Source organism: Bradyrhizobium sp. UFLA05-109, from assembly GCF_054185165.1.
Map to the genome: position 1 here is coordinate 1 of NZ_JBBIAR010000071.1, position 26569 is coordinate 26569.

Annotated in this window: 22 protein-coding genes; 16 read left to right on the plus strand and 6 right to left on the minus strand. The window is 62.9% G+C overall.

Features of this window, described 5'->3' with window-relative positions; genetic code table 11:
- Positions 1-2: 2 nt before the first annotated feature.
- On the minus strand, positions 3-236 hold the full coding sequence (locus tag Q3C01_RS36245; RefSeq protein ID WP_458150070.1) for a DUF6894 family protein: 234 nt from the start codon (positions 234-236) through the stop codon (positions 3-5).
- Positions 237-469: 233 nt separating this feature from the next.
- Here Q3C01_RS36245 and Q3C01_RS36250 point away from each other — a divergent pair, with 233 nt between their 5' ends.
- The 6 genes from Q3C01_RS36250 to Q3C01_RS36275 all read left to right on the plus strand — a co-directional run bounded on the left by Q3C01_RS36250 (position 470) and on the right by Q3C01_RS36275 (position 8812).
- On the plus strand, positions 470-967 hold the full coding sequence (locus tag Q3C01_RS36250; RefSeq protein WP_458150071.1) for a Crp/Fnr family transcriptional regulator: 498 nt from the start codon (positions 470-472) through the stop codon (positions 965-967).
- A 633-nt stretch (positions 968-1600) separates the two neighbouring features.
- Positions 1601-3511 (plus strand): bifunctional 5-dehydro-2-deoxygluconokinase/5-dehydro-2-deoxyphosphogluconate aldolase, encoded by a 1911-nt coding sequence (locus Q3C01_RS36255; protein ID WP_458150072.1) that lies wholly within the window; start codon positions 1601-1603, stop codon positions 3509-3511.
- 255 nt (positions 3512-3766) lie between these two features.
- Complete coding sequence (gene iolB / locus Q3C01_RS36260) at positions 3767-4573, plus strand: 5-deoxy-glucuronate isomerase (protein WP_458150073.1); 807 nt, start codon at positions 3767-3769, stop codon at positions 4571-4573.
- A 430-nt stretch (positions 4574-5003) separates the two neighbouring features.
- The gene (locus Q3C01_RS36265) at positions 5004-6569 is read left to right on the plus strand and encodes a sugar ABC transporter ATP-binding protein (RefSeq protein WP_458150074.1); all 1566 of its coding nucleotides are present in this window, start codon (positions 5004-5006) and stop codon (positions 6567-6569) included.
- Positions 6566-7558: an ABC transporter permease gene (locus tag Q3C01_RS36270; RefSeq protein WP_458150075.1), complete on the plus strand. Its 993-nt coding sequence runs from the start codon at positions 6566-6568 to the stop codon at positions 7556-7558. Before Q3C01_RS36265 ends, Q3C01_RS36270 begins: the two co-directional genes overlap by 4 nt.
- A 102-nt stretch (positions 7559-7660) precedes the next feature.
- The gene (locus Q3C01_RS36275; RefSeq protein WP_458150076.1) at positions 7661-8812 is read left to right on the plus strand and encodes a substrate-binding domain-containing protein; all 1152 of its coding nucleotides are present in this window, start codon (positions 7661-7663) and stop codon (positions 8810-8812) included.
- A 77-nt stretch (positions 8813-8889) separates the two neighbouring features.
- On the opposite strand, the gene Q3C01_RS36280 is transcribed toward Q3C01_RS36275, so the two are convergent.
- Positions 8890-9684, minus strand: a complete 795-nt coding sequence (locus Q3C01_RS36280; RefSeq protein ID WP_458150077.1) for a DeoR/GlpR family DNA-binding transcription regulator — start codon at positions 9682-9684, stop codon at positions 8890-8892.
- A 264-nt stretch (positions 9685-9948) separates the two neighbouring features.
- Here Q3C01_RS36280 and deoC point away from each other — a divergent pair, with 264 nt between their 5' ends.
- From deoC to rbsK, 3 genes are all read left to right on the plus strand, one after another.
- Complete coding sequence (deoC, locus tag Q3C01_RS36285) at positions 9949-10959, plus strand: deoxyribose-phosphate aldolase (RefSeq protein ID WP_458150106.1); 1011 nt, start codon at positions 9949-9951, stop codon at positions 10957-10959.
- Between the two features lie 10 nt (positions 10960-10969).
- Positions 10970-13357: an aldehyde dehydrogenase family protein gene (locus Q3C01_RS36290; protein WP_458150078.1), complete on the plus strand. Its 2388-nt coding sequence runs from the start codon at positions 10970-10972 to the stop codon at positions 13355-13357.
- A gap of 162 nt (positions 13358-13519) precedes the next feature.
- On the plus strand, positions 13520-14443 hold the full coding sequence (rbsK, locus tag Q3C01_RS36295) for a ribokinase (protein WP_458150079.1): 924 nt from the start codon (positions 13520-13522) through the stop codon (positions 14441-14443).
- Positions 14444-14534: 91 nt separating this feature from the next.
- Here rbsK and lpdA read toward each other — a convergent pair whose 3' ends face one another.
- The 4 genes from lpdA to Q3C01_RS36315 are packed head-to-tail and all read right to left on the minus strand — an operon-like array spanning position 14535 to position 19483.
- The gene (gene lpdA / locus Q3C01_RS36300; RefSeq protein WP_458150080.1) at positions 14535-15932 is read right to left on the minus strand and encodes a dihydrolipoyl dehydrogenase; all 1398 of its coding nucleotides are present in this window, start codon (positions 15930-15932) and stop codon (positions 14535-14537) included.
- 4 nt (positions 15933-15936) lie between these two features.
- Positions 15937-17208, minus strand: coding sequence for a dihydrolipoamide acetyltransferase family protein (locus tag Q3C01_RS36305; protein ID WP_458150081.1), 1272 nt, complete (start codon positions 17206-17208; stop codon positions 15937-15939).
- 1 nt (position 17209) lies between these two features.
- On the minus strand, positions 17210-18223 hold the full coding sequence (locus Q3C01_RS36310) for an alpha-ketoacid dehydrogenase subunit beta (protein ID WP_458150082.1): 1014 nt from the start codon (positions 18221-18223) through the stop codon (positions 17210-17212).
- A gap of 3 nt (positions 18224-18226) precedes the next feature.
- The gene (locus Q3C01_RS36315; protein WP_458150107.1) at positions 18227-19483 is read right to left on the minus strand and encodes a 3-methyl-2-oxobutanoate dehydrogenase (2-methylpropanoyl-transferring) subunit alpha; all 1257 of its coding nucleotides are present in this window, start codon (positions 19481-19483) and stop codon (positions 18227-18229) included.
- A 29-nt stretch (positions 19484-19512) separates the two neighbouring features.
- Here Q3C01_RS36315 and Q3C01_RS36320 point away from each other — a divergent pair, with 29 nt between their 5' ends.
- The 7 genes from Q3C01_RS36320 (at position 19513) to Q3C01_RS36350 (ending at position 26312) form a co-directional block, all read left to right on the plus strand.
- Complete coding sequence (locus Q3C01_RS36320) at positions 19513-19824, plus strand: hypothetical protein (protein WP_458150083.1); 312 nt, start codon at positions 19513-19515, stop codon at positions 19822-19824.
- Between the two features lie 56 nt (positions 19825-19880).
- Positions 19881-20393 (plus strand): Lrp/AsnC family transcriptional regulator, encoded by a 513-nt coding sequence (locus Q3C01_RS36325; protein ID WP_458150084.1) that lies wholly within the window; start codon positions 19881-19883, stop codon positions 20391-20393.
- Positions 20394-20677: 284 nt separating this feature from the next.
- Positions 20678-22279 carry an ABC transporter substrate-binding protein gene (locus Q3C01_RS36330; protein ID WP_458150085.1) on the plus strand — a complete coding sequence of 534 codons (1602 nt, stop codon included), beginning with the start codon at positions 20678-20680 and terminating at the stop codon, positions 22277-22279.
- A gap of 80 nt (positions 22280-22359) precedes the next feature.
- Positions 22360-23370 (plus strand): ABC transporter permease subunit, encoded by a 1011-nt coding sequence (locus Q3C01_RS36335; RefSeq protein ID WP_458150086.1) that lies wholly within the window; start codon positions 22360-22362, stop codon positions 23368-23370.
- Positions 23367-24272, plus strand: a complete 906-nt coding sequence (locus Q3C01_RS36340; protein WP_458150087.1) for an ABC transporter permease subunit — start codon at positions 23367-23369, stop codon at positions 24270-24272. Before Q3C01_RS36335 ends, Q3C01_RS36340 begins: the two co-directional genes overlap by 4 nt.
- A 28-nt stretch (positions 24273-24300) precedes the next feature.
- Positions 24301-25338, plus strand: coding sequence for an ABC transporter ATP-binding protein (locus Q3C01_RS36345; RefSeq protein ID WP_458150088.1), 1038 nt, complete (start codon positions 24301-24303; stop codon positions 25336-25338).
- Positions 25335-26312, plus strand: a complete 978-nt coding sequence (locus Q3C01_RS36350; protein ID WP_458150089.1) for a peptide ABC transporter ATP-binding protein — start codon at positions 25335-25337, stop codon at positions 26310-26312. Before Q3C01_RS36345 ends, Q3C01_RS36350 begins: the two co-directional genes overlap by 4 nt.
- Positions 26313-26569: the final 257 nt, after the last annotated feature.

Here is a 26569-nt window from a genome sequence, read left to right on the forward strand (position 1 = left end):
ACTCAGTGCGACTTGCCGAGCACGAATGCGAAAGGCAGCACGAAGATCTCGTCGCCGGCCTCATCGCTGACATGCAGGACCCAATGACGCCAGTCTTCCAGGGTGGTCGCTGTGACGAGCGATCGCACCCTGCGGGTAGCCTCTTCGCATGCTTCGATCAGATCCGACACGAATGTGCCGCGACGATCCATCAATACGCCCCGAGCATTGGAACAATGGAAATAAATCTGAGTCATGTACGCCTCCTGGCAACATCCGGGTGAGCAGGCTCGCCCTTGCATGCCGGAGTCATACTAGGCGGCCAAAGGGGGCGTCCGTGATCATGCGCACATGGTGCGGCGTGGCAGCCTGACAGGGCGTTGATCGGTCCGCCGCCAAACGTCGGTCCAGGCCAATGACTAACGTCAGCCGGCCTGCTGATCGGCCATGGCCCGCTTGTCGTCGCTGGGGGCTGGCATATACTAGGTCGATGGCTGTCAGCTCAACCGATCTGAAAGCGTTCTTACTCGCCACACCGTTTTTCGGTGGCCTCTCGGATGCGAGCCTCGAACTCTTGCTCTCAATGCTGATCGAGCGCCGCGTCGACGTCGGCGCCACCATCGTAGCGGAAGGGGAGGCGGGACGCTCGATGTTCATTGTTCACTCCGGCGAGCTCGTAGTGAGTAAGCTCGCGGAATCGGGACGCGTCATTCGCATGTCACGTCTCGAGCCGGGTGATTTTTTCGGTGAAATGACGCTTATCGAAATGCAGAACCGATCGGCTACCGTCGTCGCGGAGAGTCCAACCGTGCTGTATGAGCTCACGGCGGGAAAACTCTACGCCTACTACAAGGCCGATATCCACGCCTATGTGATGGTCATGCAGAATATCAACCGCGAGCTTTGTCGACGGCTCCGTCGCGCCGACAATCGGATTGCCAAACTGCTGACATTTCAAGAGAGGAATGACTCAAGTTCGTCTGCGTAGTCTGGTTGAGGGGCAACTGCGACTCAGGTCCCGGATGTCCTGTTCTCGGCTCGAACTACTTCTGGTACTCCAAGACGCCACTTGGCGGTGCGTTCGAGCTCGCTTGCCCAGTCATAGCGATTCCGGCTGATAGAGATGAGGTTCCAGAAAGCGCTGCCCCAGGCAGGCCGTCGCCGCGGCCCCGCGTGGGATTGACCATTAAAGACACGAGATCCCTGCTGAACTCCCTCATGCAGACCGCCAACAATGCGTAGGGATCAGACGGCGCAGCCCGGGATTCGGGCGTCAGCTCGTCGACTGCCTTACGGCTATGACATCCAGTGCGAAATCGTGGGTGAGGATGAAACGGCGCGCCTTCCTGAGCCGATGCGATTGAGTTGCGACTCGGCGCGAAATTGCAGAATGCTATGCTCGCCGATTGGAAGGATCGTTTCGTGGCCGCTTATGACGTGGAGCTTCAGAACTTCCTAAAGGCTGCGACGACGGGGACGGTTTCCGGTCCCAGCTCCTGGGACGGCTCTGCCGCAGCGATCGCCTCAGATGCCTGCGTCGCCGCACAAGCGGCCGAAGGCGCGTCCATCGCATCACCATGCCGGGTCGGCCGTCGCTCTTCCACTGACAAGGAGCTGGCTCATGAAAACACTTGACGTCATCACGATCGGAAGGTCTTCGGTCGATCTCTACGGCGCGCAGGTCGGCGGGCGGCTCGAGGATATGGGGTCGTTCAACAAGTATATCGGCGGCTCCCCGACCAACATTGCCTGCGGGGCGGCACGGCTCGGGCTGAAGTCGGGGCTGATCACCCGCGTCGGCGACGAGCACATGGGCCGGTTCATCCGCGAGCAGCTCCAGCGGGAAGGCGTCGACGTGCAGGGGATCAAGACCGACCCCGCGCGTCTGACCGCTTTGGTGCTGCTCGGCATCCGCGACGAGGACCAGTTCCCGTTGATCTTCTATCGCGAGAACTGCGCCGACATGGCCCTCTCCGAGGACGACATCGATGAGGCCTTCATCGCCTCCGCCCGCGCGGTCGTCGCCACCGGCACGCATCTGTCGAACCCGCGGACTGAAGCTGCCGTGCTGAAGGCGCTGCGGCTCGCCCGCGCCCACGGCGGCCGCACCGCGCTCGACATCGACTATCGCCCGAACCTCTGGGGCCTCGCCGGCCATGGCGCGGGTGAAAGCCGCTTCATCGAAAGCGCGGCGGTCACCAGGAAGCTCCAGGGCACGCTCCATATCTTCGATCTGATCGTCGGCACGGAGGAGGAATTCCACATCGCGGGCGGTTCGACCGACACGGTCGCGGCCCTCCGAGCGGTTCGTGCGCTAACCCCGGCGACGCTCGTCTGCAAACGCGGCGCGAAGGGTGCAGTCGCCTTCGCTGCCGCCATCCCCGACAGCCTCGACGACGGCGAGATGGGCCCGGGATTTCCGATCGAGGTCTTCAATGTGCTCGGCGCCGGCGACGGCTTCTTCGCCGGCCTGCTGCGCGGCTGGCTCGACGACGAGCGCTGGCCGAAGGCGCTTGAATACGCCAACGCGTGCGGCGCCTTTGCAGTCAGCCGCCACGGCTGCACGCCGGCCTATCCGTCCTGGGAGGAGCTCCAGTTCTTCCTGATCCGCGGCATCAAGGTGAAGGCGCTGCGCCACGACACCGAGCTCGAACAGGTCCACTGGGCCACCAATCGGTCGGGCGACTGGTCCGAATGCCGGGTGTTCGCCTTCGACCATCGCTCGCAGCTCGAGCAGATGGACGGCTATACGCTTGCCAAGGGGGGCGCCTTCAAGAAGCTGTGCCTCGAGGCCGCGCTCGAAGTGCAGGGCGGGCAGCCCGGCTACGGCATCCTTTGCGACAACCGCATCGGCCGGCGCGCGCTCCACGCCGCCTCCGGTTCGGGCCTCTGGATCGGCAGGCCCTGCGAATGGCCGGGCTCGCGGCCACTCTCCTTCGAGCCGGAGCTGGGGCCAGACTGTGGGGCTCTCGGTGAGTGGGCGCGCGAAAACGTCGTGAAGGTGCTCTGCTTCTGCCACCCGGACGATGACGCTGCGACGCGCGCCGCGCAGGAGGAGAGCGTCAAGCGCCTGTTTGAGGCGTCGCGGCGCAACAATCTCGAATTCCTGCTGGAGATCGTGGCCTCGAAAGTCGGGCCGGTCGACGATGCAACGACAGCGACGCTGATCCGGCAGTTCTACGCTGCCGGTATCTATCCCGACTGGTGGAAGCTCGAACCGCTGGCGAGCGCAGCCGCCTGGGATGCCGCCTGCAAGGCGATCGAGGAGCACGACCGCTATACCCGCGGCATCGTCGTGCTCGGTCTCGATGCGCCCGAGGCTGAACTTGCCGCAAGCTTCCGCGTCGCCGCCGGTTTCGCGCTGGTGAAGGGCTTTGCGGTGGGGCGCACCATCTTCGGCGAGGTGGCGCGGGCATGGTTCAAGGGGGAGACGTCCGACGAGGCGGCGGTCGCCGAGATGGCACGGCGCTACCGCCGGCTCTGCGAGATCTGGGACGAGGCGCGCGCGGTGGCGCGGGAGCAGGCGGCATGACCAAGACGATCCGACTGACCGCGGCGCATGCGGAGCGTTCACGGTACCGGGCGATCCGGAAGGCTGCATCGATTTCGAGCCGGCGCTGACGACTGCCGCCGAACATGGCTATTCTGGCTGGATCGTCATCGAGGCCGAGCAGGACAGCCTCGTTCGCGAGCCGCTGCACGCTCAAGGAGATTGCCGCACGCGTCGGGCTTGCGTAACACGATTGGTTGTCATGCCGTCGACCGTGCGGCACGTCGGGAGAGACACATGGCGGAATTGCTACGCAAGCCCTTTGGCACACACGGCAAGGTGCATGAGATCACGCCACAATCGGCCGGCTGGCGCTATGTCGGCTTCTCGCTCTACCGGCTGCGTCCGGGCGAGCGTGCCGCGGAAGCGACGGAAGACCGTGAGGTCGTCCTGGTCATGGTCGAGGGCAAGGCCTCCGTGACTGGCGGTGGGCAGGATTGGGGGAGTCTCGGCGAGCGCATGAGCGTGTTTGAAAAGACGCCACCACATTGCGTCTATCTGCCGAACGGTGCGGCTTGGGAGGCGACGGCGGAGACCGAGTGCACGATCGCCGTGTGTTCTGCCCCCGGCAGGGGGCTGCACGGGGCACGCCGGATCGGTCCACAGGGGATTGTTCTGACCGAGCGCGGCAAGGGAACGAATACGCGCTACATCAACAATATCGCGATGGAGAACGAGGACTACTGCGACAGCTTGCTGGTCACGGAGGTCTTCACCCCTGCGGGCCACTGGTCGAGTTACCCATCGCATCGCCACGACGAGGACGATTTCCCGCGTATCACCTATCTTGAGGAAACATACTATCATCGTATCAAACCATCGAGCGGCTTCGGTGTTCAGCGTGTCTACACCGACGATTCACAACTCGACGTGACGATGGCGGTGCACGACGGCGACGTAGTCCTGGTTCCGCGCGGGCACCATCCCTGCGGCGCCCCTCATGGTTTCGAGATGTACTATCTCAACGCGATGGCCGGCCCTTTACGCAAATGGCGTTTTGTGCCGAGCCCAGCGGTCGAATGGATCATGAAGCGTGATGCCTGAAATGAGGACGTCTGGTCATCCAGAGCGCAGGCTCGAGACCAGGGCGATTCGCTCTTCGAGAAAGTGACGTCAGCTTCAACGTCTCGTCTTTGCCAAAGAAAGACACCGCTTCGGTAAGGTCGACTGCCTCTTCCTCATGGTGAAGCCCGCAACCTCCAAGCCTTGAACCAATGAAGCTGTGGCGCAGAGGCCGGGTACGGCGAACCAGCCGCGCCCGCGCGTGGGCCGCATGTCGATGCCGACGATACTTCTCCGATTGCATGATGGTGACGGCCGCGTGAGGTGCGGCTGGATCGTCGTGTCCTCAGACGCTCGTCCGGGCGATCTCCCATTGACAGTCGGCCGATCTGATAGAATTATAACAAACGAAGTTGCAAAAATAACAAAATGTCACCATCGTACCAGCGGTGGGTTGACGACGGAGGAGAGCTTGGAGCCGTCTGGTTCGGTTGCCGCACGGCACCCGGCGCCGCTTGTGATGGTCAACGGCATCAACAAGCGCTTTGGCGGAGTGCGTGCGCTGCGCGACGTAAATCTCGAGGTGCGAGCCGGCGAGGTACACGCGCTGCTGGGCGAGAACGGCGCCGGAAAATCCACGCTGATCAAGATACTGAGCGGTGTTCATGCCCTCGACAGCGGCACGATCGAGATCGCGGGCAGGCCCGTGGCGTTCGACAGTCCCGCGAAATCGCGCGAGGCGGGGATCGCGGTCGTCTATCAGGACCTGAGCCTGGTTGAATCGCTTAGCGTCGCCGACAATCTCTTGCTCGGCCGGGAGCCACGCATGCGTTTCGGCTTTGTCCGCAAGCGCGAACTGATGGCGCAGGCCACGGCATTCCTGGCGGAGCTCGGCATTCCCCTGGATACGAAAGCGCCGGTCGGCTCGCTGCCGTTCGCCTATCGCCAGATGACCGAGATCGCAAAGGCGCTGATGGGCGAGGTGAGGCTGCTCATCCTCGACGAGCCGACATCGTCGCTGACGTCGGACGAGGTCCGAATCCTGTTTGATGCGATCGGGAAGGTGACGCGCCGCGGAGTCGGCGTGATCTATGTGACCCATCGGCTCAACGAGGTCTTCGAGATCTCGCAGCGTGTCACAGTGCTCCGTGATGGGGCCAATGCTGGCACTTTCGTCACCGCCGACACCGACATGAAGCGGCTGGTGAATGCGATCGTCGGAACCGATCGATTGGCGCCCGCAGCGTCGCGCACCGAGCCCGCAGCGAAGCGCGCATTCGATCCGTCGCCGGTGTTGTCCCTGTCGGGTGTGTTCAATGACCGGCTGCGCGCCGTCGATCTGTCCTTGCTGAAGGGCGAGATCCACGGCCTCGCCGGATTGATCGGCAGCGGACGCACGGAGATTCTCGAGACGGCGTTCGGCCTCCGGCCGCTCGAGAGCGGTGCAATCGAGATCGAGGGCCGGCAATGGCTACCGAAGAGCCCGGCCGATGCGATCGATCAGGGCATCGCGCTAGTGCCGGAAGATCGGCACGTGCAGGGCCTGGTCCTGGACCATTCGATTGAGCGCAACGTCACCCTGTCGCGTATTCCCTATTTCTCGCGGTGGGGCTGGATGCAGCAGCGCGCCGCAGCCAAGCGTGCGACGGCCGCGATCACCAAGCTCGCGGTAAAGGCGCAGGGCGCCTCCAGCCTGGTCCGGACGCTCTCCGGCGGCAACCAGCAGAAGGTCGTGTTCGCAAAGTGGAACGATCCGCGACCGCGCGTGCTGCTTCTGGACGAACCGACGGTTGGCGTCGACGTGGGCGCACGAGAGGAAATTTACGGTGTGATCCGGAATGCCGTTCGCGACGGCACCGGCGTCCTCGTCGTTTCGTCGGATCTCGTCGAATTGATCGAGCTCTGCGACCGCATCTCCGTGATCGTCAATGGCCATGTGGCTCGAACGCTCATGCGCGGGGAGATCGACGATGCCGAAGAGCTCCACCATCTTCTTCAAATGTACCAGGCTGGCGTATCGCAGGGGCTGCCCGCATGACTGAACTCACCGCGCCCAACGTTGTCGCCTCGTCGACCCGATCCGACCGACGCCGAAAGCTTCTGCATAGCCTGCTGCGGGGCGAGCGGCCCTACATGCTCTACATCGCCTTCGTGGTCCTGCTCGTCGTATTCAGCCTGTCCTCACCCTGGTTCCTGTCGGTTGACAACTTTCTGAATATCGGACGCCAGACGACGCTGGTGTCGATCATTGCGGTGGGCATGACGTTCATCATCGTCGCGCGCCAGATCGATCTTTCAGTCGCATCGACGTTGGCGCTATCAGGCATGGCGGCCGCGCTCGCGATGAGCCAGATCAACAACAGCTGGGTTGTGGGAGCGGTCGCAGGGCTGGGCACCGGCGCGCTGATCGGGCTGCTCAATGGCATCCTGACCACACAGCTGTCGATCCCATCCTTCCTGGTGACGCTCGGCTCGTTGAGCATGGCGCGGGGACTGGCGATGATGGTCACCAACACCAAGCCGGTGATCATCACCAACGAGACCTATTTTGCAATCTTCGGCGAAGGCACCTTCCTCGGCATACCGGTGCCGATCGCCTGGACGCTGGTCGCGACGATCCTTGGCATCCTGCTGCTGCACTACAACGTGTTCGGCCGTCGCATCTACGCGGTCGGCGGCAACCCGACTGCGGCGCTCTATTCCGGAATCAACACCAAGTGGGTGACGACAGCGGCCTTTGTCCTGACGGGCACGCTGGCCGGCCTCGCGGCGCTGGTGCTGTCGGCGCGTTCACATGCCGCGCGGCCCGACGTCGTGCAGGGAATGGAGCTCGACGTCATCGCCGCGGTGATCCTCGGTGGCTGCAGCTTGTTCGGGGGGCGTGGCTACATCCTGGGGACGCTGTTCGGCAGCCTGATGATCGGCACCCTCAACAACGGTCTTGTGCTGCTCGGCGTGAGCTCGCCGATGCAACTCGTGATCAAGGGCGCGATCATCGTTGCCGCGGTCGCCTTCACGAAACGCTAGTCAGACTAAAGCGCAGCGCATGAGCACAGGATCATTGCGCTGCTTGGGTGGGGGCAAGGCCGCCGGCCCTCCAGTGAATCGGCGGCCAAAATGGAGGAAATAATGAAGCCAATCTTACGACAAACCTTGCCGCTGACCGCGCTGATCGCGGCGACAGCCGTCTCGATCGTCCCCTCGGCCCGCGCCGAAGTGCCTGCGACCTGCGTCAAGGGCGTCGATCTCGCGACGCTTGGACCGAAATCGATCGTCGGTCAGGGGCCCCACGGCGAAAAGGCGGCGTCGCCCGAGGTGCTCGCGCTGTCGGAAGCTGACGCCGCAAAAATCAAGGAGAAGCACTTCAAGGTCGGCATTTCCATGCAGACGGTCAACCTCGACTGGTCGCAGCTCCAGATCCAGGGCATCACCGATACGCTGAAGAAGTACGGTGTCACGGTGACGGGCGTCGCATCCGCCGAATATCAGGTGGACAAGCAGATCGCCGACATCGAGAACACCATCCAGCAGCATCCCGACGGCATTATCTCGATCCCGGTCGATTTCACGGCGACGGCACCGACCTATAAGAAGATCGCCATGGCCGGCATCAAACTGGTCTTGATGGACAGCATCCCGACCGGCCTGAAGCACCCAGAAGAGTATGCCTCGATGGTCTCTGCGGACAGCCAGGGCAACGGCCAGATCGCGGCACAGATCCTTGCTTCCTGTGTTGCGCAAGGCGGCACCATCGGCCTCGTCAATTTCGGCGTCGACTATTTCAGCACCAACGAGCGCACAAAGGGCGTTCGGGAATGGATGAAGGCGAACCGTCCGGACATCAAAATGAAGCAGGTCGATTTCACCGATCCGCCGAAAGTCTCGCAGATCGCGGGCGACTTCCTCACCGGCAATCCCGATGTGAAGGGATTGTTCGCCGTCTGGGATCAGCCCGCGCTGGATACGCTGAGCTCGATGCGGGCGCAGAGCATCGACATTCCCGTCACCACGGTCGATCTCGGCCTGCAATCGGCGATCGAGATCGCCAAGGGTGGTCCGTTGAAGGCGACGGGCTCGCAGCGCCCCTATGACCAGGGCGTGGCGGAAGCGATGGCAATGATGAACGCGCTGCTCGGCAAGGAAACGCCGGGCTGGATCGGTGTGCAGTCGCTGCCGGTGACGCAGTCCAACGTGCTGGAATCCTACCGGACGGTTTTCAAGAAGGAGCCGCCGCAGGAGCTGGCTGACGCTTGCAACAAGGCGAAGCCCGCCTGCAACTGAGCGACCGGGATGCGTGGTCACAGGAGGCCGCGCATCGCCAAGCAGACCTGATCCGGGCGAACCAGCCCCCGTCCGGATCAGGCTGCGCTGGTGATGTATTCCACGGGAAGGCTGCGGAAATGCTTGCGCATGTCTGACGATGCCGAGCCGCCGACGATGATCCGCGAAAACGCGCCGATATCGGAGAAGAAGGCCGGCTTGAGGCTGCCGAGCTTGCTGGCATCGACGACCAGAATGCTCTCCATCGCGGTCGCGATCACAGTCTGCTTGATCGCTACCTCATGAAAGTTGGAGCAGCTGGTGCCGCGGGTCCAGTGTACGCCACCGGCGGATATGAACGCCTTGTTGATTCCGAGCCGGCGCAGGTAGGAAAGGCCGTCGTCCGATGCAAATGACTGCGATGACGGGTGGTAGAGCCCGCCCATCAGCATCACCTGCGTGGCCGGTCGCCGCGTGACGATCGTGGCCACGTTCAGCGAATAGCAGATAATCGAGAGCGGCAGATCTTCGGGCAGGCAGTCCGCCAGCGACTGCATCGTGGTGCCGCAGTCGATGAAGATTGTGTCGCCTTCCTTGATTGAGGCGGCAGCAGACCGGCAGGCGAGGCGCTTGTCCTGGGTGTGCTGGTCGATCTCCTGCTCGAACGCGTACTTGATTCCGGTCGGCGCAGCCGCGTTGACGACGTAGCCGCCAAGCAAAGCGAGCGCTGCCTCCGGTCCGGCGAGGTCGCGTCGAACCGTCATTTCGGAAACCTTGAGAAGCCCGGCCGCGTCCTTCAAGTGCAGCGCTCCGCTCGTCTCGACGGCGCGGCGCAGTCTCTGCAGGCGCTGGACGCGCGTTTCGCTTGATCGAGCGTTCGGTGTTTCGGCCATTTTGGTCACCGAGCTTGCTTATCCGGTTGACAATGATCTTACAATGTTGTGAGTTTGCCAACGCTGAAATGTTATAATTATAACATGCTGTCCGTCGAGGGTTAACGGAACATCCCAGCGATGCCATCCGTCGCCCATGCGGCAAACCCCCGGGCAGACAGGACCAGGGAGGATCACATGCTGCGATCAGCTCATTCAATCTATCTGGCGATCTGGTCGATTCGCTAGGACTGCACGGGCGCGTCGATGAAGCAGAGCGTCTTGATACAGGATGCGTCCGCTGTAGCCGTGCAGCCTCATGCGCGGGGCGAGGGGCATACGCACTCGGTCTTGCGCAACAGCGGCCACGCGCTCGAGATGGATTGGGTCGACGAGATCAGGATCAACCTATCGGCGGCCGAAAGGCGTGTTGCGAGCTTGCCGGGCCGGCGAACGGTCAAGAAAGACGCGCAGGCCGCTTGGCTTCTGAAGGCGGTTACCTGCATCGACCTGACGACGCTCAACGGCGACGATACGACCGAGCGGGTGAAACGCCTCTGCGCCAAGGCCAAGGCCCCCGTGCGCGGCGATCTCCTCGCGGCGCTCGGCTTTGCCGCGCGCGAGCTGCATACTGGCGCTGTCTGCGTCTATCATCGCTTCGTTGCGACCGCCGTCGAGGCGCTCAACGGATCCGGCATCCCGGTCGCTGCGGTCTCCACCGGATTTCCCGCAGGTCTTGTGCCGCATGACCTGAAGCTCAAGGAGATCGAGGCGTCCGTCCGGGACGGCGCGCGGGAGATCGACATCGTCATCACCCGTGAGCATGTGTTGACCGGCGATTGGCGAGCCCTCTACGCGGAGGTTCGCGATTTTCGCGCCGCTTGCGGCGACGCGCATCTGAAGACGATCCTTGCCACGGGCGATCTCAAGACGCTGCGCAATGTCGCAAAGGCGTCGATGGTCTGCATGATGGCCGGTGCCGACTTCATCAAGACATCCACTGGCAAGGAAGGCGTGAATGCGACGCTGCCGGTGACGCTCGCGATGCTACGGATGATCCGCGTGTATCAGGAGCGCACGGGACACAGGATCGGCTTCAAGCCGGCCGGCGGAATTTCGACGGCAAAGGACGTGCTCAACTATCAGTTCCTGATGAAGGAGGAGTTGGGGCGCGACTGGCTCGAGCCGGATCTGTTCCGTATCGGCGCGTCGAGCCTGCTCGCCGACATCGAGCGGCAGCTCGAGCATCACGTCACCGGTCGCTACTCGGCCTTCAACCGCCACCCCGTGGGATGAGACCCCAGCGATGAGCGTCGCAGATTATTTCGAGACGATGGAATACGGTCCCGCCCCCGAGGCAGACGGTGAGGCGCGCGCCTGGCTGGCGCGGCATGACGCCTCGTTCGGGCATTTCATCGACGGCAAATTTGTCGCGCCGCATTCGGGCGAGCACCTCACGACGATCGAGCCTGCCACCGGCAAGACGCTGGCCCGGATTGCGCAAGGCTCTTCCGCCGATGTGGAGGCGGCGGTCAGCGCCGCGCGCACTGCGCAGTTGCCATGGGCAAAGCTCGGCGGTCACGGCCGGGCGCGCCATCTCTATGCGTTGGCGCGCATGTTGCAGCGTCAGGCACGGCTGTTTGCCGTGCTCGAGGCGATCGACAATGGCAAGCCGATCCGGGAAACCCGGGATCTCGATGTGCCGCTCGCCGCGCGCCATTTCCTGCATCACGCCGGCTGGGCCCAATTGCAGGAGCGCGAATTCGCCGACCAGGTTGCGATCGGTGTGATCGGGCAGATCATCCCGTGGAATTTTCCGCTGCTGATGCTGGCCTGGAAGATCGCACCCGCGCTGGCCGCGGGCAACACGGTGGTGCTGAAGCCGGCAGAGTTTACCTCCCTTACCGCCTTGCTGTTCGCCGAGCTTGCGGCCGAGGCCGGTCTGCCGTCGGGTGTGTTGAACGTCGTGACGGGCGACGGTGCGACTGGCGCCTTGCTCGTTGAGAATCCCGGCGTCGACAAGATCGCCTTTACCGGATCGACCGAGGTCGGGCGGCTGATCCGTCAATCGACTGCCGGCTCCGGCAAATCCCTGACGCTCGAGCTCGGTGGCAAATCGCCGTTCATCGTCTTCGACGATGCCGACATCGATGGCGCGGTGGAGGGCGTCGTCGACGCTATCTGGTTCAACCAGGGACAGGTCTGCTGCGCCGGCTCGCGCCTGCTCTTGCAGGAGGGAATCGCGGAGACCTTCCGCAAGCGACTGATCCGTCGCATGGAGACGCTTCGTGTCGGCATGCCGCTCGACAAGGCGATCGACATGGGCGCGGTAGTGGCGCCGGTGCAGCTCGAGCGGATCACCTCGCTGGTCGAGACCGGGGTGAGGGAAGGGGCCGAGAAGTACCAGGCGTCCGGCGCGATGCCGACGGAAGGATGGTTCTATCCGCCGACCCTGCTTTGGAACGTGCATCCGTCGTCAACAGTCGCGATCGAAGAGATATTCGGCCCGGTGCTCGTGGCGATGACGTTCCGCACGCCCGACGAGGCCGTGATGCTTGCCAACAATACGCGTTACGGACTTGCCGCCAGCGTGTGGAGCGAGACGATTGGTCTTGCGCTGGACATCGCGCCGAAACTGTTGGCCGGCGTGGTCTGGGTCAACGCGACCAACCTGTTCGACGCGAGCGTCGGATTCGGTGGCTATCGCGAGTCGGGCTTCGGCCGCGAGGGTGGCCGTGAAGGCATGTATGAATATCTCAAGCCGAAGGCATGGAGCGGACGCAAGGCGAGGGTCAAGGCATCGCCACTGCCGGCTGCTTCTGGCGACGGCGCCGGATTTGGCGTGCCGCCGATCGATCGGACGGCCAAACTTTTCGTCGGCGGCAAGCAGGTGCGTCCCGACGGAAACTACTCGCGTGCTGTGCTGTCGCCGAAGGGCCGGCATCTGGGCGAGGCCGGCGAAGGCAACCGCAAGGATATCCGTAATGCCGTTGCCGCGGCGCGCTCCGCCGAGTCATGGGCGAGGACCACGGCGCATAATCGGGCTCAAATCCTCTATTACCTTGCCGAGAACCTTTCCGCACGCGGCGACGAGTTTGCCCGGCGTGTCGCCGACATGACGGGTTTATCAGGCGCAAAGGCGCGCGCCGAAATCGATGCAAGCATCGAGCGGCTGTTCAGCTATGGTGCCTGGGCCGACAAATTCGAGGGGACCGTCCATGCACCGCCGCTGCGCGGTGTGGCGCTCGCGATGCATGAGCCGATCGGCGTGGTTGGCGTCGCCTGTCCCGATGAGGCGCCGCTACTTGCCTTCGTCAGTCTGGTCGCGCCGCTGGTAGCGATGGGCAACCGGGTCGTTGTCGTGCCGAGCGAGCAGCATCCGCTCGCCGCGACCGATTTTTACCAGGTGCTGGAGACGTCTGATGTGCCGGCGGGCGTCGTCAATATTGTCACTGGCGCTCGCGACGGACTTGCGAAGGTTCTTGCCGAACACGACGATGTCGACGCGCTCTGGGTTTTTGGATCGCAGGACACCTCGGAAGCAGCCGAACGGCTCTCGATCGGCAATCTCAAGCGCACTCTGGTCGATCATGGCCTCGCGCTCGACTGGTACGACAAGGCCGCAAGTGAGGGGCCGATCCTGCTCCGCCATGCCGTGCAGGTGAAGAACATCTGGATTCCGTATGGAGACTAGAGAAGCCGCCTCATAATGACGGCAACCGGGTCCTGGACCGCCAGAGTCCGGACGATTTCGAACAAAGGGAGGGAGGCAACATGCCAAAGAGCATCGATTCGCTGCTCGACGCCGACGTTCTCTGTGCGCTGTGTGCCATCTGGCTGAACGGAGAGTGATGACATGAACAAGAATGGTGTCGCCGTCCTTGGGGTTTTTGTCGTCGACCTGGCGTTCCGCGCCGGCAACATGCCCGCGATCGGTGAGACGATTGCGGGATCGGGATTTGCGATGGGACCCGGCGGCAAGGGATCGAACCAGGCTGTGGCCGCCGCGCGCGCCGGCGCCAGCGTGAGCTTCATCTCCCGGATCGGTAGCGATGCCTTCGGCGAGCTTGCGATCAAGACCTGGGAGGCCGAGGGAATCAAGCCGTGCGTGGCCAGGACCACGGAGGCCCCGACCGGCGCCGCGTTCATTTATGTCCACGAGACGCGCGGTGACAACGCGATCATCGTGGTGCCCGGGGCGGCCGGCGGTATCGGCCCGGCCGATGTCGACAGGGCGGCTGATGCTATCCGGACCAGCCGCGTATTCGTGACGCAGCTTGAGCAGCCAGTGGATGCAGCGCAGCGAGGGCTCGAAATCGCGCGCGCCGCAGGAAGCATCACGGTGTTCAACCCGGCCCCTGCGATCAAGTTTGATAGCAGTCTGTTTGCGCTGTGCGACTACGTCGTCCCCAACGAAACCGAGGCTGAGGCGTTGACCGGGATTGCCGTGAGCGACCTTGCGGGCGCTCGCCGAGCCGGAGATGTGCTGCTGGCCAAGGGAGCCGGAACAGCTCTGATCACGCTCGGCGAGCGTGGAGCGCTGTTTCACGCGCCGGACCGCTCGCTGCACGTGCCGCCCTTTGACGCGGGCAGAGTGGTCGAGACCACGGGCGCGGGCGATGCATTCGTCGGCGGCTTCGCGGCGGCTCTCGCGGACGGCGTCGATCCGCTCGAGGCCGCGCGCTTCGGTTCGGCCACGGCGGGAATCTCGGTGACGCGCGCCGGGACTGCGCCTGCCATGCCGCGACGTGCGGAGATCGAAGCAGTGTTGAAGGGGTAATTTCCTCCGGCTTCGCGCACGAGGAGCGGACACGCGCCGATGAGATCCAGCAGCACGCGGCAATGCACCAGGCCGGCATCAAGCAACACGTTCAGATATGAATCGCGTGACCTAGCGACCTTAGCGCAGCCTCGTGAAGAGCTTCGCTTTGGGTGGGATGCGCATGGATGGTCATGGCGACATCCTCCAGGCGCGCGCCCATCTCCAGCGCAAGGCTGAAAGCGGCCGAAAGCTCGGCGATCCCGGCTCCCACACCTTGGATGCCGAGCAAGAGATGATTGTCGGCCCGCACCACGGTTCGGATGAAACCGTCCTCCCGATCCAGTGTCAGGGCACGGCCGTTGGCCTTGAACGGAAAGAGGTCTGTCTTGACGTCGAAACCCTTGCCGCTTGCCTCGCCCGGTGACAGGCCGACGGTGACAATCTCGGGATCGGTGAAGCAAATAGCCGGGATCGATACCCGGTCCCAGGCGCGACGACGGCCGGCGATGATCTCGGCCACCATCTCGCCTTGCGCCATGGCGCGATGGGCCAGCATCGGCTCTCCCGTGACATCGCCGATCGCCGAGATGCCGTGCATCGAGGTGCGGCATCGGTCGTCGATCCGGATGAAAGATCCGTCCATGTCGAGATCGAGCGTCTCGAGGCCAAAACCTCTTGTCGCGGGCCTGCGGCCAGCCGTAACGAGGATCTTGTCGGCTTCGAGTGACGTCTGCTCGCCGCTCGCGGTCTCGATCGCGAGCGCCGTGCCGTCAGCGACGAGCGCTTTCGCCTTTGCCCCTGTCAGGACCGTAACTCCCAACGCGCTTAGGCGCCTTGCGACTGGCTCGCTCAGGTCGCCATCATATTGCGGGAGAATTCGTGGTGCGGCCTCGACGACGGTGACGGCCGCCCCCATTTTCGCGAACGCGGTGCCAAGCTCGAGGCCGATATAACCGCCGCCGACCACGACAAGCCTCTCCGGAACTTCGGTGAGCGCCAAAGCCTCGGTCGATGAGATCACGCGGCCCCCGAACGGTAAGAACGGAAGCGCAACCGGCTCGGAGCCAGTCGCGATCACCACCGTTTCGGCATGGATCACCTGTGCGCCGGATTGCGTCTCGACCTCGACGGTTTTGCCGTCGCGAAATCGAGCGTACCCGGCCATGAGCCTCACTCCGGCTCTCTTGAGGAGGCCGGCCACGCCGCCGTTCAGGCGCCGGACGATACCGTCCTTCCAGGCGATGGTCTTGGCGAAGTCGAGCGCTGGCTTTGCAGTGGAAATACCGAGCGCGCTCGTCCCCTCCGCGGCACGAGCAATCGCTTCATATTCGCCGGCCGCATGGATCAGGGCCTTGGAAGGAATGCAGCCGACATTGAGACAGGTGCCGCCCGGCTTCTGGGCTTCGACGATGATCGTATCGATGCCGAGCTGGCCAGCGCGGATCGCGCAGGTGTATCCGCCGGGGCCAGCGCCGATGACAAGCAGCTTGCAGGTAACTTCGGTCATCGTCCTACGCGTCAATGAAAATCATGGCGGGCGTTTCAAGAAGCAGTTTGATGCGCTGCACGAACTGGGCCGCGTCGAACCCATCGATAACCCGATGATCGAAGCTGGACGACAGATTCATCATCTGGCGCGGCACGAAGGCGGCGGCACCGTCCCAATGCGGACGGATGGCGATACGGTTGACGCCGATGATCGCGACCTCAGGGTGATTGATGATGGGAGTCGTCACGAGCCCGCCCAGTGCGCCGAGCGAGGTGATCGTGATGGTCGAGCCGGTGAGTTCGTCGCGGGTGGCGTTGCCATTCCGTGCCGCTTCGGCGAGCCGCGCGACCTCGGCGGCGCAAGTCCAGAGGTCGAGCGCTTCCGCATGCCGAACGACGGGTACCACCAGGCCGGTCGGCGTCTGCGTGGCGATCCCGATATGGACGCCGGCGTGCTGGTGGACGATCCCAGCCTCATCGTCGAAATGGGCATTGAGACGAGGCTGCTCGGCGATCGCGCGCACCATCGCGCGCATCAGGAACGGCAAAAGCGTCAGCTTCGGCTTGTCGGAGCGCCGCTGGCTGTTGAGCTTGCCGCGCAAATCCTCGAGCGCAGTGACATCGACCTCTTCGACATAGGTGATGTGCGGAATGCGCGAGCTTGCAATGGACATTTTCTCGGCGATCTTGCGGCGCAAGCCGACGATCTTGATGTCTTCAACCGCTGTTCTCGCCGGATAGCGCGTCGTTGCCGCGCCGGTGCGGGCGAGATGGGCATCAAGATCATCGTGGGTGATCCGCCCGGCCGGGCCCGTGCCGCGAAGCTGGCGCAAGTCGACGCCCGCTTCTCGCGCCCGGAGCCGGACCGCGGGGGCGGCCAAAGGCCGTTCGTCTGCGCGGAGTTGCGGCGCTGCGGTGGGCCGCGGCCTCAGTGCGACGGTCGGCTCGCTCGACGGTGCGCGCGGGGCACTTGCGGCATGATCAGGCGTTTTGGCCGAAGGGTTAGCCGCATGCGGCGCCGGTTTCGTCTCCTCCGTCGCCGGCTCGCTCTTTCCATCCACCTCAAGCCGAACGAAGTCCGAGCCGATGGCGAGCAGGTCGCCAACCTTGCCGGCGAGCCAGATGATGCGACCCTCCGCCGGAGAGGGAATTTCCACCGTCGCCTTGTCGGTCATGACGGCGCCGAGCACGGCATCCTCGCGCACGACATCGCCAACCTTCACATGCCATTCCACCAGCTCGGCTTCCGCGATGCCTTCGCCGACGTCGGGCAGCTTGACGGCACGCTCCGCCATCTCAGGCCTCCAACGTTTCGATCAGCGCGCGGCCGATTCGCGCGGGCCCCGGGAAGTAGTCCCATTCCTGCGCATGCGGGTAGGGCGTGTCCCAGCCGGCGACGCGCACGATCGGCGCTTCCAGATGATAGAAGCATCGCGCCTGGACCAGCGCGCAGAGCTCGGCGCCGAAGCCCGAGGTCAACGTCGCCTCGTGCACGATCACGCAGCGTCCGGTCTTCTTGACCGACGTCTCGATGGTGTCGAGATCGAGCGGCAGCAGCGTGCGAAGGTCGATGATCTCTGCGTCGATTCCGGTCTCGGTTACGGCGCTCTCGGCGACGTGAACCATCGTGCCGTAGGCGAGAATGGTGACGGCGCTTCCCTGTCGGCGGATCGCGGCAGTGCCGAGCTGAATCGCAAAATGTCCGTCGTCGACCTCGCCGAGATCATGCTTCGACCATGGCGTCACCGGCTGGTCATGATGGCCATCGAACGGGCCGTTATAGAGCCGCTTCGGCTCGAGGAAGATGACCGGATCGGGATCCTCGATGGCCGCGATCAGGAGACCCTTGGCGTCGCGCGGATTCGAGGGGACCACCGTTTTGATGCCGCAGACATGGGTAAACAGCGCTTCCGGGCTCTGGCTGTGCGTCTGCCCGCCAAAAATGCCACCGCCGGTCGGCATGCGGACCACGAGCGGGCAGGTGAACTGGCCGTTGGAGCGATAGCGAAGCCGCGCGGCCTCGGAGACGATCTGATCGTAAGCTGGATACATGTAATCGGCGAACTGGATCTCGACACAAGGTTTCAATCCATAGGCCGCCATGCCAACGGCGATGCCGACGATGCCGAGCTCGCTGATCGGGGTATCGAAGCAGCGGCTCGTTCCGTATTTCGCTTGCAGGCCCTGACTTGCACGAAACACGCCGCCGAAATAGCCGACGTCCTCGCCGAATACGACGACGTCTTCGTCGCGCGACATCATGACGTCCATGGCGTCGCGGATCGCTTCGATCATTGTCCGTCGTGGCATGGTTCAGACCCCGGCTTCCTGGCGCTGGCGACGCAGATGCGGCGGCATCTCCGCGAACACGCCCTCGAACATGTCGCGCGCGGAAGGTCGCTGCTCGGAATGGAGCGTGCCGTAGCTTTCAGCTTCCTTCTGTGCCGAGACCACGGTGTCAAGGATCTCGGCTTCGGTCTGCTTGTGCCGTTCCTCCGACCAGGCGCCGCGCACGACCAGATGGTTCTTCAGCCTGATCACGGGATCTCCCAACGGCCATGCCTCTGATTCCGTCTTCGGCCGATAGCCCGCGGGATCATCCGAGGTGGAATGGGCGCCGACGCGATAGGTCACGTGCTCGATTAGGGTCGGGCCGAGGTTGCGGCGTGCACGCTCGCAGGCCCATTTCGCGACCGCATGGACCGCAAGGTAATCATTGCCGTCGACGCGCAGCGCCGGAATGCCGAAGCCAAGACCGCGCGCTGCGAACGTGCCGGAGCCGCCGCGTGCGATGCCCTGGAAGGTCGAGATGGCCCACTGATTGTTGACGATATTGAGCACGACCGGCGCGCGATAGGTCGAGGCGAACACCAGCGCCGCGTGGAAGTCGGACTCGGCGGTTGCGCCGTCGCCGATCCACGCAACGGCGATCTTGGTATCATTCTTGATCGCAGATGCCATGGCCCAGCCGACCGCCTGGATGTACTGGGTGGCAAGATTGCCGGAGATGGAAAAGAAGCCGTGCTCCCGTGAGGAATACATCACAGGCAGCTGGCGCCCCTTCAGGGGATCATGCGTGTTGGAGTAGATCTGACAGGCCATCTCGATCAGCGAATAGCCGCCGGCGATCAAGAGTCCCGCTTGGCGGTAGGTCGGAAAATTCATGTCGCCCGGAAGAAGCGCCTTGCGGAAGGCGCAGCTCACCGCTTCTTCGCCCATATGCTGCATGTAGAATGACGTCTTGCCCTGACGTTGTGCCATCTGCATGCGCGCGTCGAATGCGCGCAATGTCATCATGTGGCGCAAGCCTGTGAGCAATTCGTCGTCGCTAAGCTGGCCCGCCCAGGGACCCACAGCCTCGCCGTCGCGATTGAGCACGCGGATGACGGAAAAGGCGAGGTCGCGGATCGCTTCGGCGTCGACATCGACTTCGGGACGATCGACCTGGCCTGCGCGCGGGATGCGGATGTTCGAGAAATCGGGCGTGCCGCCCGGGCGCACCGCCGGTTCCGGAACGTGGAGCTTCAGAGGCGGATGCTCGGAACGAACTGCCTCGCGCCGCGGGCTCATGGTGTCATGTGTGAGGTCGGAGTCGGGCATTGGCATTCACCTCTCACCTCGATCGCATCGATGCAGAACAACGCGCCAACCCGACGAACGAGCCGGTCGATGATGTCGCGGTCATCGATGTCTATGGAAGCCGAGATGCGGCATTCGCTCGCGTCGGCCCGCGCGCTGACGGCAGCAAGCCGAAGCCCGGCGACGCGAGTCTGGTCGAGCAGGCGGCCGAGCGCGGCGTGCATATCGCTGGTCCGAAGTTCGAGAACAAACACCGCTTATGTCTCGTTTTGTTGGCATACCGTACTGGAAAAGGTCAGGATTGTTGTTCTTTTAATCTGGGTATAGTCTAAATTGGCAGTATGGATGTTCTGCATATCGGTCGTAAGTCGAGAATGGAGTTCTTGGTATGGTGCCAGTCGGACGTGCCACAGGGCCGGTCAAGACTCCGCGCAAGGATGCGCTTCGGCTCGACGAGATCGATCGCAAGATCCTCCGCGCCTTGCAGCAGGATGCACGCCTGACGACGGCGCAACTCGCCGACAGGGTCGGGCTCTCCACCACGCCGTGCTGGAACAGGCTGAAGCGTTTGGAGACGCAGGGCTACATCGATGGCTACGTCGCGCTGCTCAATCAGGACAAGCTGGGCCTGCCTGAAACGGTCATCATCGAGCTGACGCTCGATCGCCACGACGAGGAGATGCTCGAACGTTTCGGTCAGCTGCTCACGAGCTTGCCGGAGGTGATCGAGGCCTATCTCACCACCGGCGATTACGACTACGTCGTGAAGGTCGCGGTCGAAAGTACCGCCGGCTACGAACGCTTTTTGCGCGAGAAGCTCTATCGCATTCCGGGTATCCGCCACAGCCGATCATCGTTTGCGCTGCGCTGCCTGAAGAAACTGAGCTCGGTGCAGGTCTAGCCTGGATACGCCGGCGGCGATGGGAAGACATCATTTGGTGCATTGCTGGCCAAGCCCCCTCATGCGAAGGATTGGATGAGATAGCGTAGTTTGGTTGGTGTGAGATCAGGCGGCAGCGCTCCCCGCCTCGAACCCCGATGAGCTGTCAGGGGTCGATGCAAGGCTGGCGGTCCGCAGCGCGCACCGGCTACGCATTGACAGCGGCAATACCCGATAGCAAGCTCGTTCGCCGTCTTGGGCGCCTCGGCCCACCGCGCCCAAAGAATTCACCTGGAGTTCCAACAGTGGACAGATCGATTCTGCTCGCCACCGTCTGCGCTTCGGCGCTTGTGTTCGCTTCGGCTGCTTCTGCCAAAACCCTGGTTTTCTGCTCGGAGGGCAGCCCCGAGAACTTCTATCCCGGTGTCAACACCACCGGCACCTCGTTCGACGGCAATGAGCCGATCTACAACCGCATCGTCGAGTTCGAACGTGGCGGCACGCAAGTGGTGCCGGCCCTCGCAGAAAAATGGACGATCTCGCCGGACGGCATCACCTATACCTTCGACCTGCGCAAGGGCGTGAAGTGGCATTCGACGTCCAAGTCGTTCAAGCCGACGCGCGACTTCAACGCCGACGACGTCATATTTTCGATCGAGCGGCAATGGAAGGAGGACAATCCGTATTTCAAGGTGACGAGTCCGAACCATTCCTATTTCGGCGACATGGGGATGCCGAAATTGTTGAAGTCGGTCGAGAAGGTCGACGATTACACCATCAAGGTGACGCTCAATCAACCGGAAGCCCCATTTCTTGCCGACCTCGCGATGCCTTTCGCGGCCATCCAGTCGAAGGAATATGCCGATGCAATGCTGAAGGCCGGCACGCCCGAAAAGATCGACCAGGATCCGATCGGCACAGGACCGTTTTATCTGGTGCAGTATCAAAAGGACGCCGTGATCCGGTACAAGGCGTTCCCCGGATATTGGGGCGGAAAGGCGAAGATCGACGACCTCGTTTACGCGATCACGCCGGATGCATCCGTTCGCTGGGCCAAGCTCCAGAAGGGCGAATGCGACGTGATGCCTTATCCGAATCCGGCCGACATCGACGCGATGAAGAAAGATCCGAACGTCACCATCCTGGAACAGCCGGGCCTCAACGTCGGTTATTTGGCCTTCCAGACGCAAAAAAAGCCCTTCGACGACGTGCGCGTGCGCAAGGCCATCAGCATGGCGATCGACAAGAAGGCGATCATCGACGCCGTCTATTTGTCGACCGGCATCGCGGCCAAAAATCCCATCCCACCCTCGATGTGGTCGTATAACGACGACGTCAAGGACGATCCCTATGATCCGGCCGCGGCAAAGAAACTTCTGGCCGACGCAGGATTTCCGAACGGGTTCGAAACTGATCTATGGGCCATGCCGGTGCAACGCCCCTACAATCCGAATGCTAAGCGCATTGCCGAGCTGATGCAGGCCGACCTCGCCAAGATCGGCGTGAAAGCCGAAATCAAGTCATTTGAATGGGGCGAGTACCGCAAGCGGATGCAGGCCGGCGAGCACCAGATGGGTATGCTGGGCTGGACCGGCGACAACGGCGATCCTGACAACTTCCTGCACACATTGCTGGGCTGCGACTCGGCGCAATCGGCATCTGGTTCGAATATCGCCAAGTTCTGCTACAAGCCGTTCGACGACCTGGTCGTAAAGGCCAAGGCCGTCAGCGATCAGGCCGAGCGGGCCAAGTTGTATGCGCAGGCCCAGGTAATCTTCAAGGAACAGGCTCCGTGGTTCACCATCGCGCACGCGGTGCAGTTGAAGCCCGTCAGTAAGAGGGTTGTCGACTTCAAGCTGTCGCCGTTCGGGCGCCACAACTTCTACGGCGTCGACGTCAAGGAGTAGGAGGCCAGAGCGGGGAGCGGCCTTCACCGCTCCGCCGTTTTTCTTGCCCGTCTCCTTCCTTCGAGATGACTGAGGACGGCATGCTCCGGTTCGCTCTTACCCGGCTGAGTCTCGTGGTTCCGACCTTCATAGGGATCACGTTGCTTGTGTTCGTTCTCATCCGCTTGATACCCGGCGATCCTATCGAGACCATGGCGGGCGAACACGGCATCGATCCGGCTCGGCTCGCGCAATTGCGCGCTGACTACGGCTTCGATCAGCCCGTGCTGGTCCAGTACGGCCTCTATCTGTCACGGATGGCGCATGGCGACCTCGGCCGCTCGATCGTCACCCATGAGCCGGTGATCTCCGAATTTTTGATGCTTTTCCCGGCGACGATCGAGCTGTCTGTTTGCGCGATCCTGTTTGCATTGTGCCTCGGATTGCCGGCCGGCATCATCGCTGCGGTTCGCCGCAACTCTATTTTCGATCATGGCGTGATGGGGATATCGCTCACCGGATATTCGATGCCGATTTTCTGGTGGGGATTGCTGTTGATCCTTCTTTTTTCAGTGCAGCTCGGATGGACTCCCGTGTCGGGCCGGATCGCGGTGCAGTACTTCATCGAACCAGTGACCGGTTTTCTGCTGATCGATACGCTGCTGGACGGCGATTTCGGCGCGTTTCGTTCGGCCTTGTCACATCTCGTGCTGCCGACGATCGTGCTCGGCACCGTGCCGCTCGCCGTGATCGCCCGCATGACACGGTCCGCCATGCTGGAGGTTTTGGGCGAAGATTACATTCGCACCGCTCGCGCCAAGGGGCTGCCGCGCTTCCGGGTGATCGCGATCCATGCGCTGCGCAATGCGCTGATTCCGGTGGTGACGGTGATCGGGCTGCAGGTCGGTGTCCTGTTTACGGGCGCGATCCTCACGGAGACCATCTTCTCATGGCCCGGCGTGGGCAAATGGCTGATCGAGGGTATCAATCGCCGCGACTATCCGGTGTTGCAGGGCGGCACGCTCTTGATCGGTGCGATCGTCATGATCGTCAATCTACTGGTCGACGTCACGTACGGGCTGATCAATCCCCGAATCCGGTACACGAGATGACCGCCGAAGCCCTCGAGAATCCCGTCGTCGCAGCCGGCGCTCCGCCGCATCCGCTGTTGGAATTCTGGTTGGATTTCAAGGCAAATTTCGGCGCCGTGACGGGTCTCGCCGTGATCGTGGTTCTGATCCTCCTTGCACTGTTCGCCGATTTCGTTGCGCCGCATTCTCCGATCGTCACCAACAATGCGGCCTTTCTGAAACCTCCGTTCTGGCAGCAGGGAGGATCGATGGCCTATCCGCTCGGCACTGACGCGATCGGCCGCGATATCCTTTCCCGTCTTATTCACGGAGCAAGGCTTTCGCTTCTGATCGGAATCGCGGTGGTGACGCTGTCGGTGGTCGCCGGAACGATCCTTGGGCTGGTGGCGGGTTTTTTTCGCGGTGTCATCGAGATCGCGATCATGCGGCTGATGGACATTACGTTGACGCTGCCAAGCCTTTTGCTCGCGATCGTGATCGTTGCGATCCTTGGGCCCGGCCTGATGAATGCCATGCTGGCGGTCGCGATCGTGCTCCTGCCGCACTATGTGCGGATCGCGCGCGCTGCAGTGATCAGCGAAGTCTCGAAAGACTACGTCACCGCGGCCAAAGTCGCGGGCGCCGGCCGGCTTCGCTTGATGTTCAAGGAGGTGTTACCGAATTGCGCCGCGCCGCTGATCGTCCAGGCGACGCTCGGCATCTCGACGGCGATCCTGGACGCCGCCGCGCTTGGCTTTCTCGGTCTCGGTGCGCAGCCGCCCTTGCCCGAATGGGGGACCATGCTGGCGGATGCGCGCGAATTTGTGCTGCGGGCCTGGTGGGTCGTCACACTTCCAGGCCTGGCGATTCTCATAACCGTGCTGGCATTCAACCTTCTCGGGGACGGACTGCGTGACGCGCTCGATCCCAAGCTCAAGCGATAGCGCATGATCACTGTCGAAAGGCGACCTGATGCCGCTCCTCGAGATTGAAAATCTATCGGTCGCGTTTCCATCGCAAAGCGGGATGGTGCGCGCTGTGGATGGCATCGACCTCACGCTCGAAAGAGGCGATGTGCTGGGGATCGTCGGAGAATCCGGATCCGGCAAGAGCGTTACCATGTTGGCCTTGATGGGACTTGTGCCATACCCGGGGCGCGTCGAGGCCGACAAGCTGCGGTTCGAGGGGCGGGATCTGCTGACCTTGACCGATCGCGAGCGGCGCGCGCTCACCGGCAAGGACGTCGCGATGATCTTCCAGGAACCGACGACGTCGCTCAATCCCTCCTTCACGATCGGCTATCAGCTTGCCGAGACATTGCACATCCACGAAGGGATGGATCGCAAGGCTGCGCGGCGGCGCGTGGTCGAACTCCTCGAGCAAGTCGGCATTCCGTCCCCCGAGAAGCGGCTGTCGGCCTATCCGCACCAGCTCTCGGGGGGCATGAACCAGCGCGTCATGATCGCGATGGCGATCGCGTGCAATCCGAAGCTGCTGATCGCCGACGAGCCAACGACAGCGCTCGATGTCACCATCCAGGCGCAGATCCTCGATCTTCTGTTGTCCCTGCAACGCGACCGCGGCATGGCGCTGATCCTTATCACTCACAACATGGGCGTGGTCTCGGACACGACCAAGCGCGTCGCCGTGATGTATGCCGGCCAGATCATGGAACAGCGCCCGACCACAAGCCTGTTCGCCTCGCCGCAGCATCCCTATACGGCCGCTTTGCTGGCGGCGCGCCCGGAGGCGAGCGACGGCGGACGGCTCGCCACCATTCCCGGCGTTGTACCCGGGGTTTACGATCGGCCGCGGGGGTGTCTGTTCAATCCACGTTGCACCTATGCAACGCAGCTGGCCGACAAGGTGCGTCCCGACCTGCGCCCCTGGATGGACGGCCTGATCCGTTGTCACTATCCGCTCGGCGACCCGACACGGAACGAGCGCATCGCGGCCGATCGGGCCGGCACCGGCGGGGCGTCCACCCTCAAGCGTGAGACCGTGTCATGACGGCGCTTGTGACGGCCACCGATCTCAAGCGCAGCTACGAGATGAAGCAAGGCTGGTTCCGAGCCCGCGCGCATCTGCAGGCCGTGGGCGGAGTGTCGTTCGCGCTCGAGGCCGGCAAGACGCTGGCGATCGTCGGCGAGTCCGGGTGCGGCAAGTCGACGCTCGCAAGGCTCGTGACGCTGATCGAGAAGCCGAGCGCCGGTACACTGATGCTCGATGGGGTGGATGCGATCAATCCTTCGGCCAGCACCGCAAAGATGTTGCGCCGGGCCGTACAGATCGTGTTCCAAAACCCCTATGGGTCGCTCAACCCGCGTAAGCGCGTCGGCGCCATACTGGAAGAGCCGTTGATCATCAACACCGGGCTCTCGAAGCAGGAGCGGCTGGCGCAGGCGCTCGACATGATGGCGAGGGTAGGGTTGCGGCCGGAGCAATATGGCCGCTATCCGCACATGTTCTCGGGCGGCCAGCGCCAGCGCATCGCGATCGCGCGCGCCTTGATGTTGCGGCCGAAGCTGCTGGTTGCCGACGAGCCCGTCTCCGCGCTCGACATGTCGGTGCAGGCGCAGGTTATCAATCTCCTGGTCGATCTCCAGCGTGAACTGGGGCTGGCTTACCTCTTCATCTCGCACGATCTCGGCGTGGTGCGTCACATCGCAGATGACGTGATGATCATGTATCTGGGAATCGCAGTTGAGCACGGATCGAAAGAGCGCATTTTTGCGCGGCCGCTGCACCCCTATGCGCAGGCCTTGCTCGACGCGACGCCGGGTCTTGGCCGCAAACGCCAGCGTGTCGTGCCGAAGGGCGAGGTGCCTTCGCCGCTCGATCCACCAAAGGGCTGCGTCTTCTCGACCCGCTGTCCCCATGTGACAGACCTCTGCCGCTCGCAGCGTCCACCCTTGCGCCCGCTCGACGGCCGCCTCGTCGCCTGCCATTACGCCGAGCGTTTCCTGGAAGCTCACGCGGCTTAACGATCGGTCCGTCAAGGTATCTCACCAAACCCTGGTCGGCATAGGTTCGTTGCGCGAACTACCTGGACGCATAGGTGCTCCCGCGCTTTACTTATTCTTAAGGAAGAGAAGCGTGTGAGAACCAACTCTTGGTAACGCGATTTGGCTCTCTTAATTTCCGTTTCCGCCAACGCGGCACAGCGCGCAAGTATTTCAGCGCGCGTGGAGCGAGAGCGCCGAAAATCACTCGCGCAAAATCACTGCATCATTGCTGCGAT

Bases quoted from the DNA above. Each gene is read 5' to 3' on its own strand.
- iolB (WP_458150073.1), top strand. From the start codon at position 3,767: ATGGCGGAATTGCTACGCAAGCCCTTTGGCACACACGGCAAGGTGCAT.
- Q3C01_RS36310 (WP_458150082.1), bottom strand. From the start codon at position 18,223: ATGCCACGACGGACAATGATCGAAGCGATCCGCGACGCCATGGACGTC.
- rbsK (WP_458150079.1), top strand. From the start codon at position 13,520: ATGAACAAGAATGGTGTCGCCGTCCTTGGGGTTTTTGTCGTCGACCTG.
- Q3C01_RS36275 (WP_458150076.1), top strand. From the start codon at position 7,661: ATGAAGCCAATCTTACGACAAACCTTGCCGCTGACCGCGCTGATCGCG.
- Q3C01_RS36245 (WP_458150070.1), bottom strand. From the start codon at position 236: ATGACTCAGATTTATTTCCATTGTTCCAATGCTCGGGGCGTATTGATG.
- Q3C01_RS36280 (WP_458150077.1), bottom strand. From the start codon at position 9,684: ATGGCCGAAACACCGAACGCTCGATCAAGCGAAACGCGCGTCCAGCGC.
- Q3C01_RS36325 (WP_458150084.1), top strand. From the start codon at position 19,881: ATGGTGCCAGTCGGACGTGCCACAGGGCCGGTCAAGACTCCGCGCAAG.
- Q3C01_RS36255 (WP_458150072.1), top strand. From the start codon at position 1,601: ATGAAAACACTTGACGTCATCACGATCGGAAGGTCTTCGGTCGATCTC.
- Q3C01_RS36290 (WP_458150078.1), top strand. From the start codon at position 10,970: ATGAGCGTCGCAGATTATTTCGAGACGATGGAATACGGTCCCGCCCCC.
- Q3C01_RS36335 (WP_458150086.1), top strand. From the start codon at position 22,360: ATGCTCCGGTTCGCTCTTACCCGGCTGAGTCTCGTGGTTCCGACCTTC.
- Q3C01_RS36315 (WP_458150107.1), bottom strand. From the start codon at position 19,483: ATGAGCCCGCGGCGCGAGGCAGTTCGTTCCGAGCATCCGCCTCTGAAG.
- lpdA (WP_458150080.1), bottom strand. From the start codon at position 15,932: ATGACCGAAGTTACCTGCAAGCTGCTTGTCATCGGCGCTGGCCCCGGC.
- Q3C01_RS36270 (WP_458150075.1), top strand. From the start codon at position 6,566: ATGACTGAACTCACCGCGCCCAACGTTGTCGCCTCGTCGACCCGATCC.
- Q3C01_RS36345 (WP_458150088.1), top strand. From the start codon at position 24,301: ATGCCGCTCCTCGAGATTGAAAATCTATCGGTCGCGTTTCCATCGCAA.
- Q3C01_RS36340 (WP_458150087.1), top strand. From the start codon at position 23,367: ATGACCGCCGAAGCCCTCGAGAATCCCGTCGTCGCAGCCGGCGCTCCG.
- Q3C01_RS36305 (WP_458150081.1), bottom strand. From the start codon at position 17,208: ATGGCGGAGCGTGCCGTCAAGCTGCCCGACGTCGGCGAAGGCATCGCG.
- Q3C01_RS36350 (WP_458150089.1), top strand. From the start codon at position 25,335: ATGACGGCGCTTGTGACGGCCACCGATCTCAAGCGCAGCTACGAGATG.
- Q3C01_RS36250 (WP_458150071.1), top strand. From the start codon at position 470: ATGGCTGTCAGCTCAACCGATCTGAAAGCGTTCTTACTCGCCACACCG.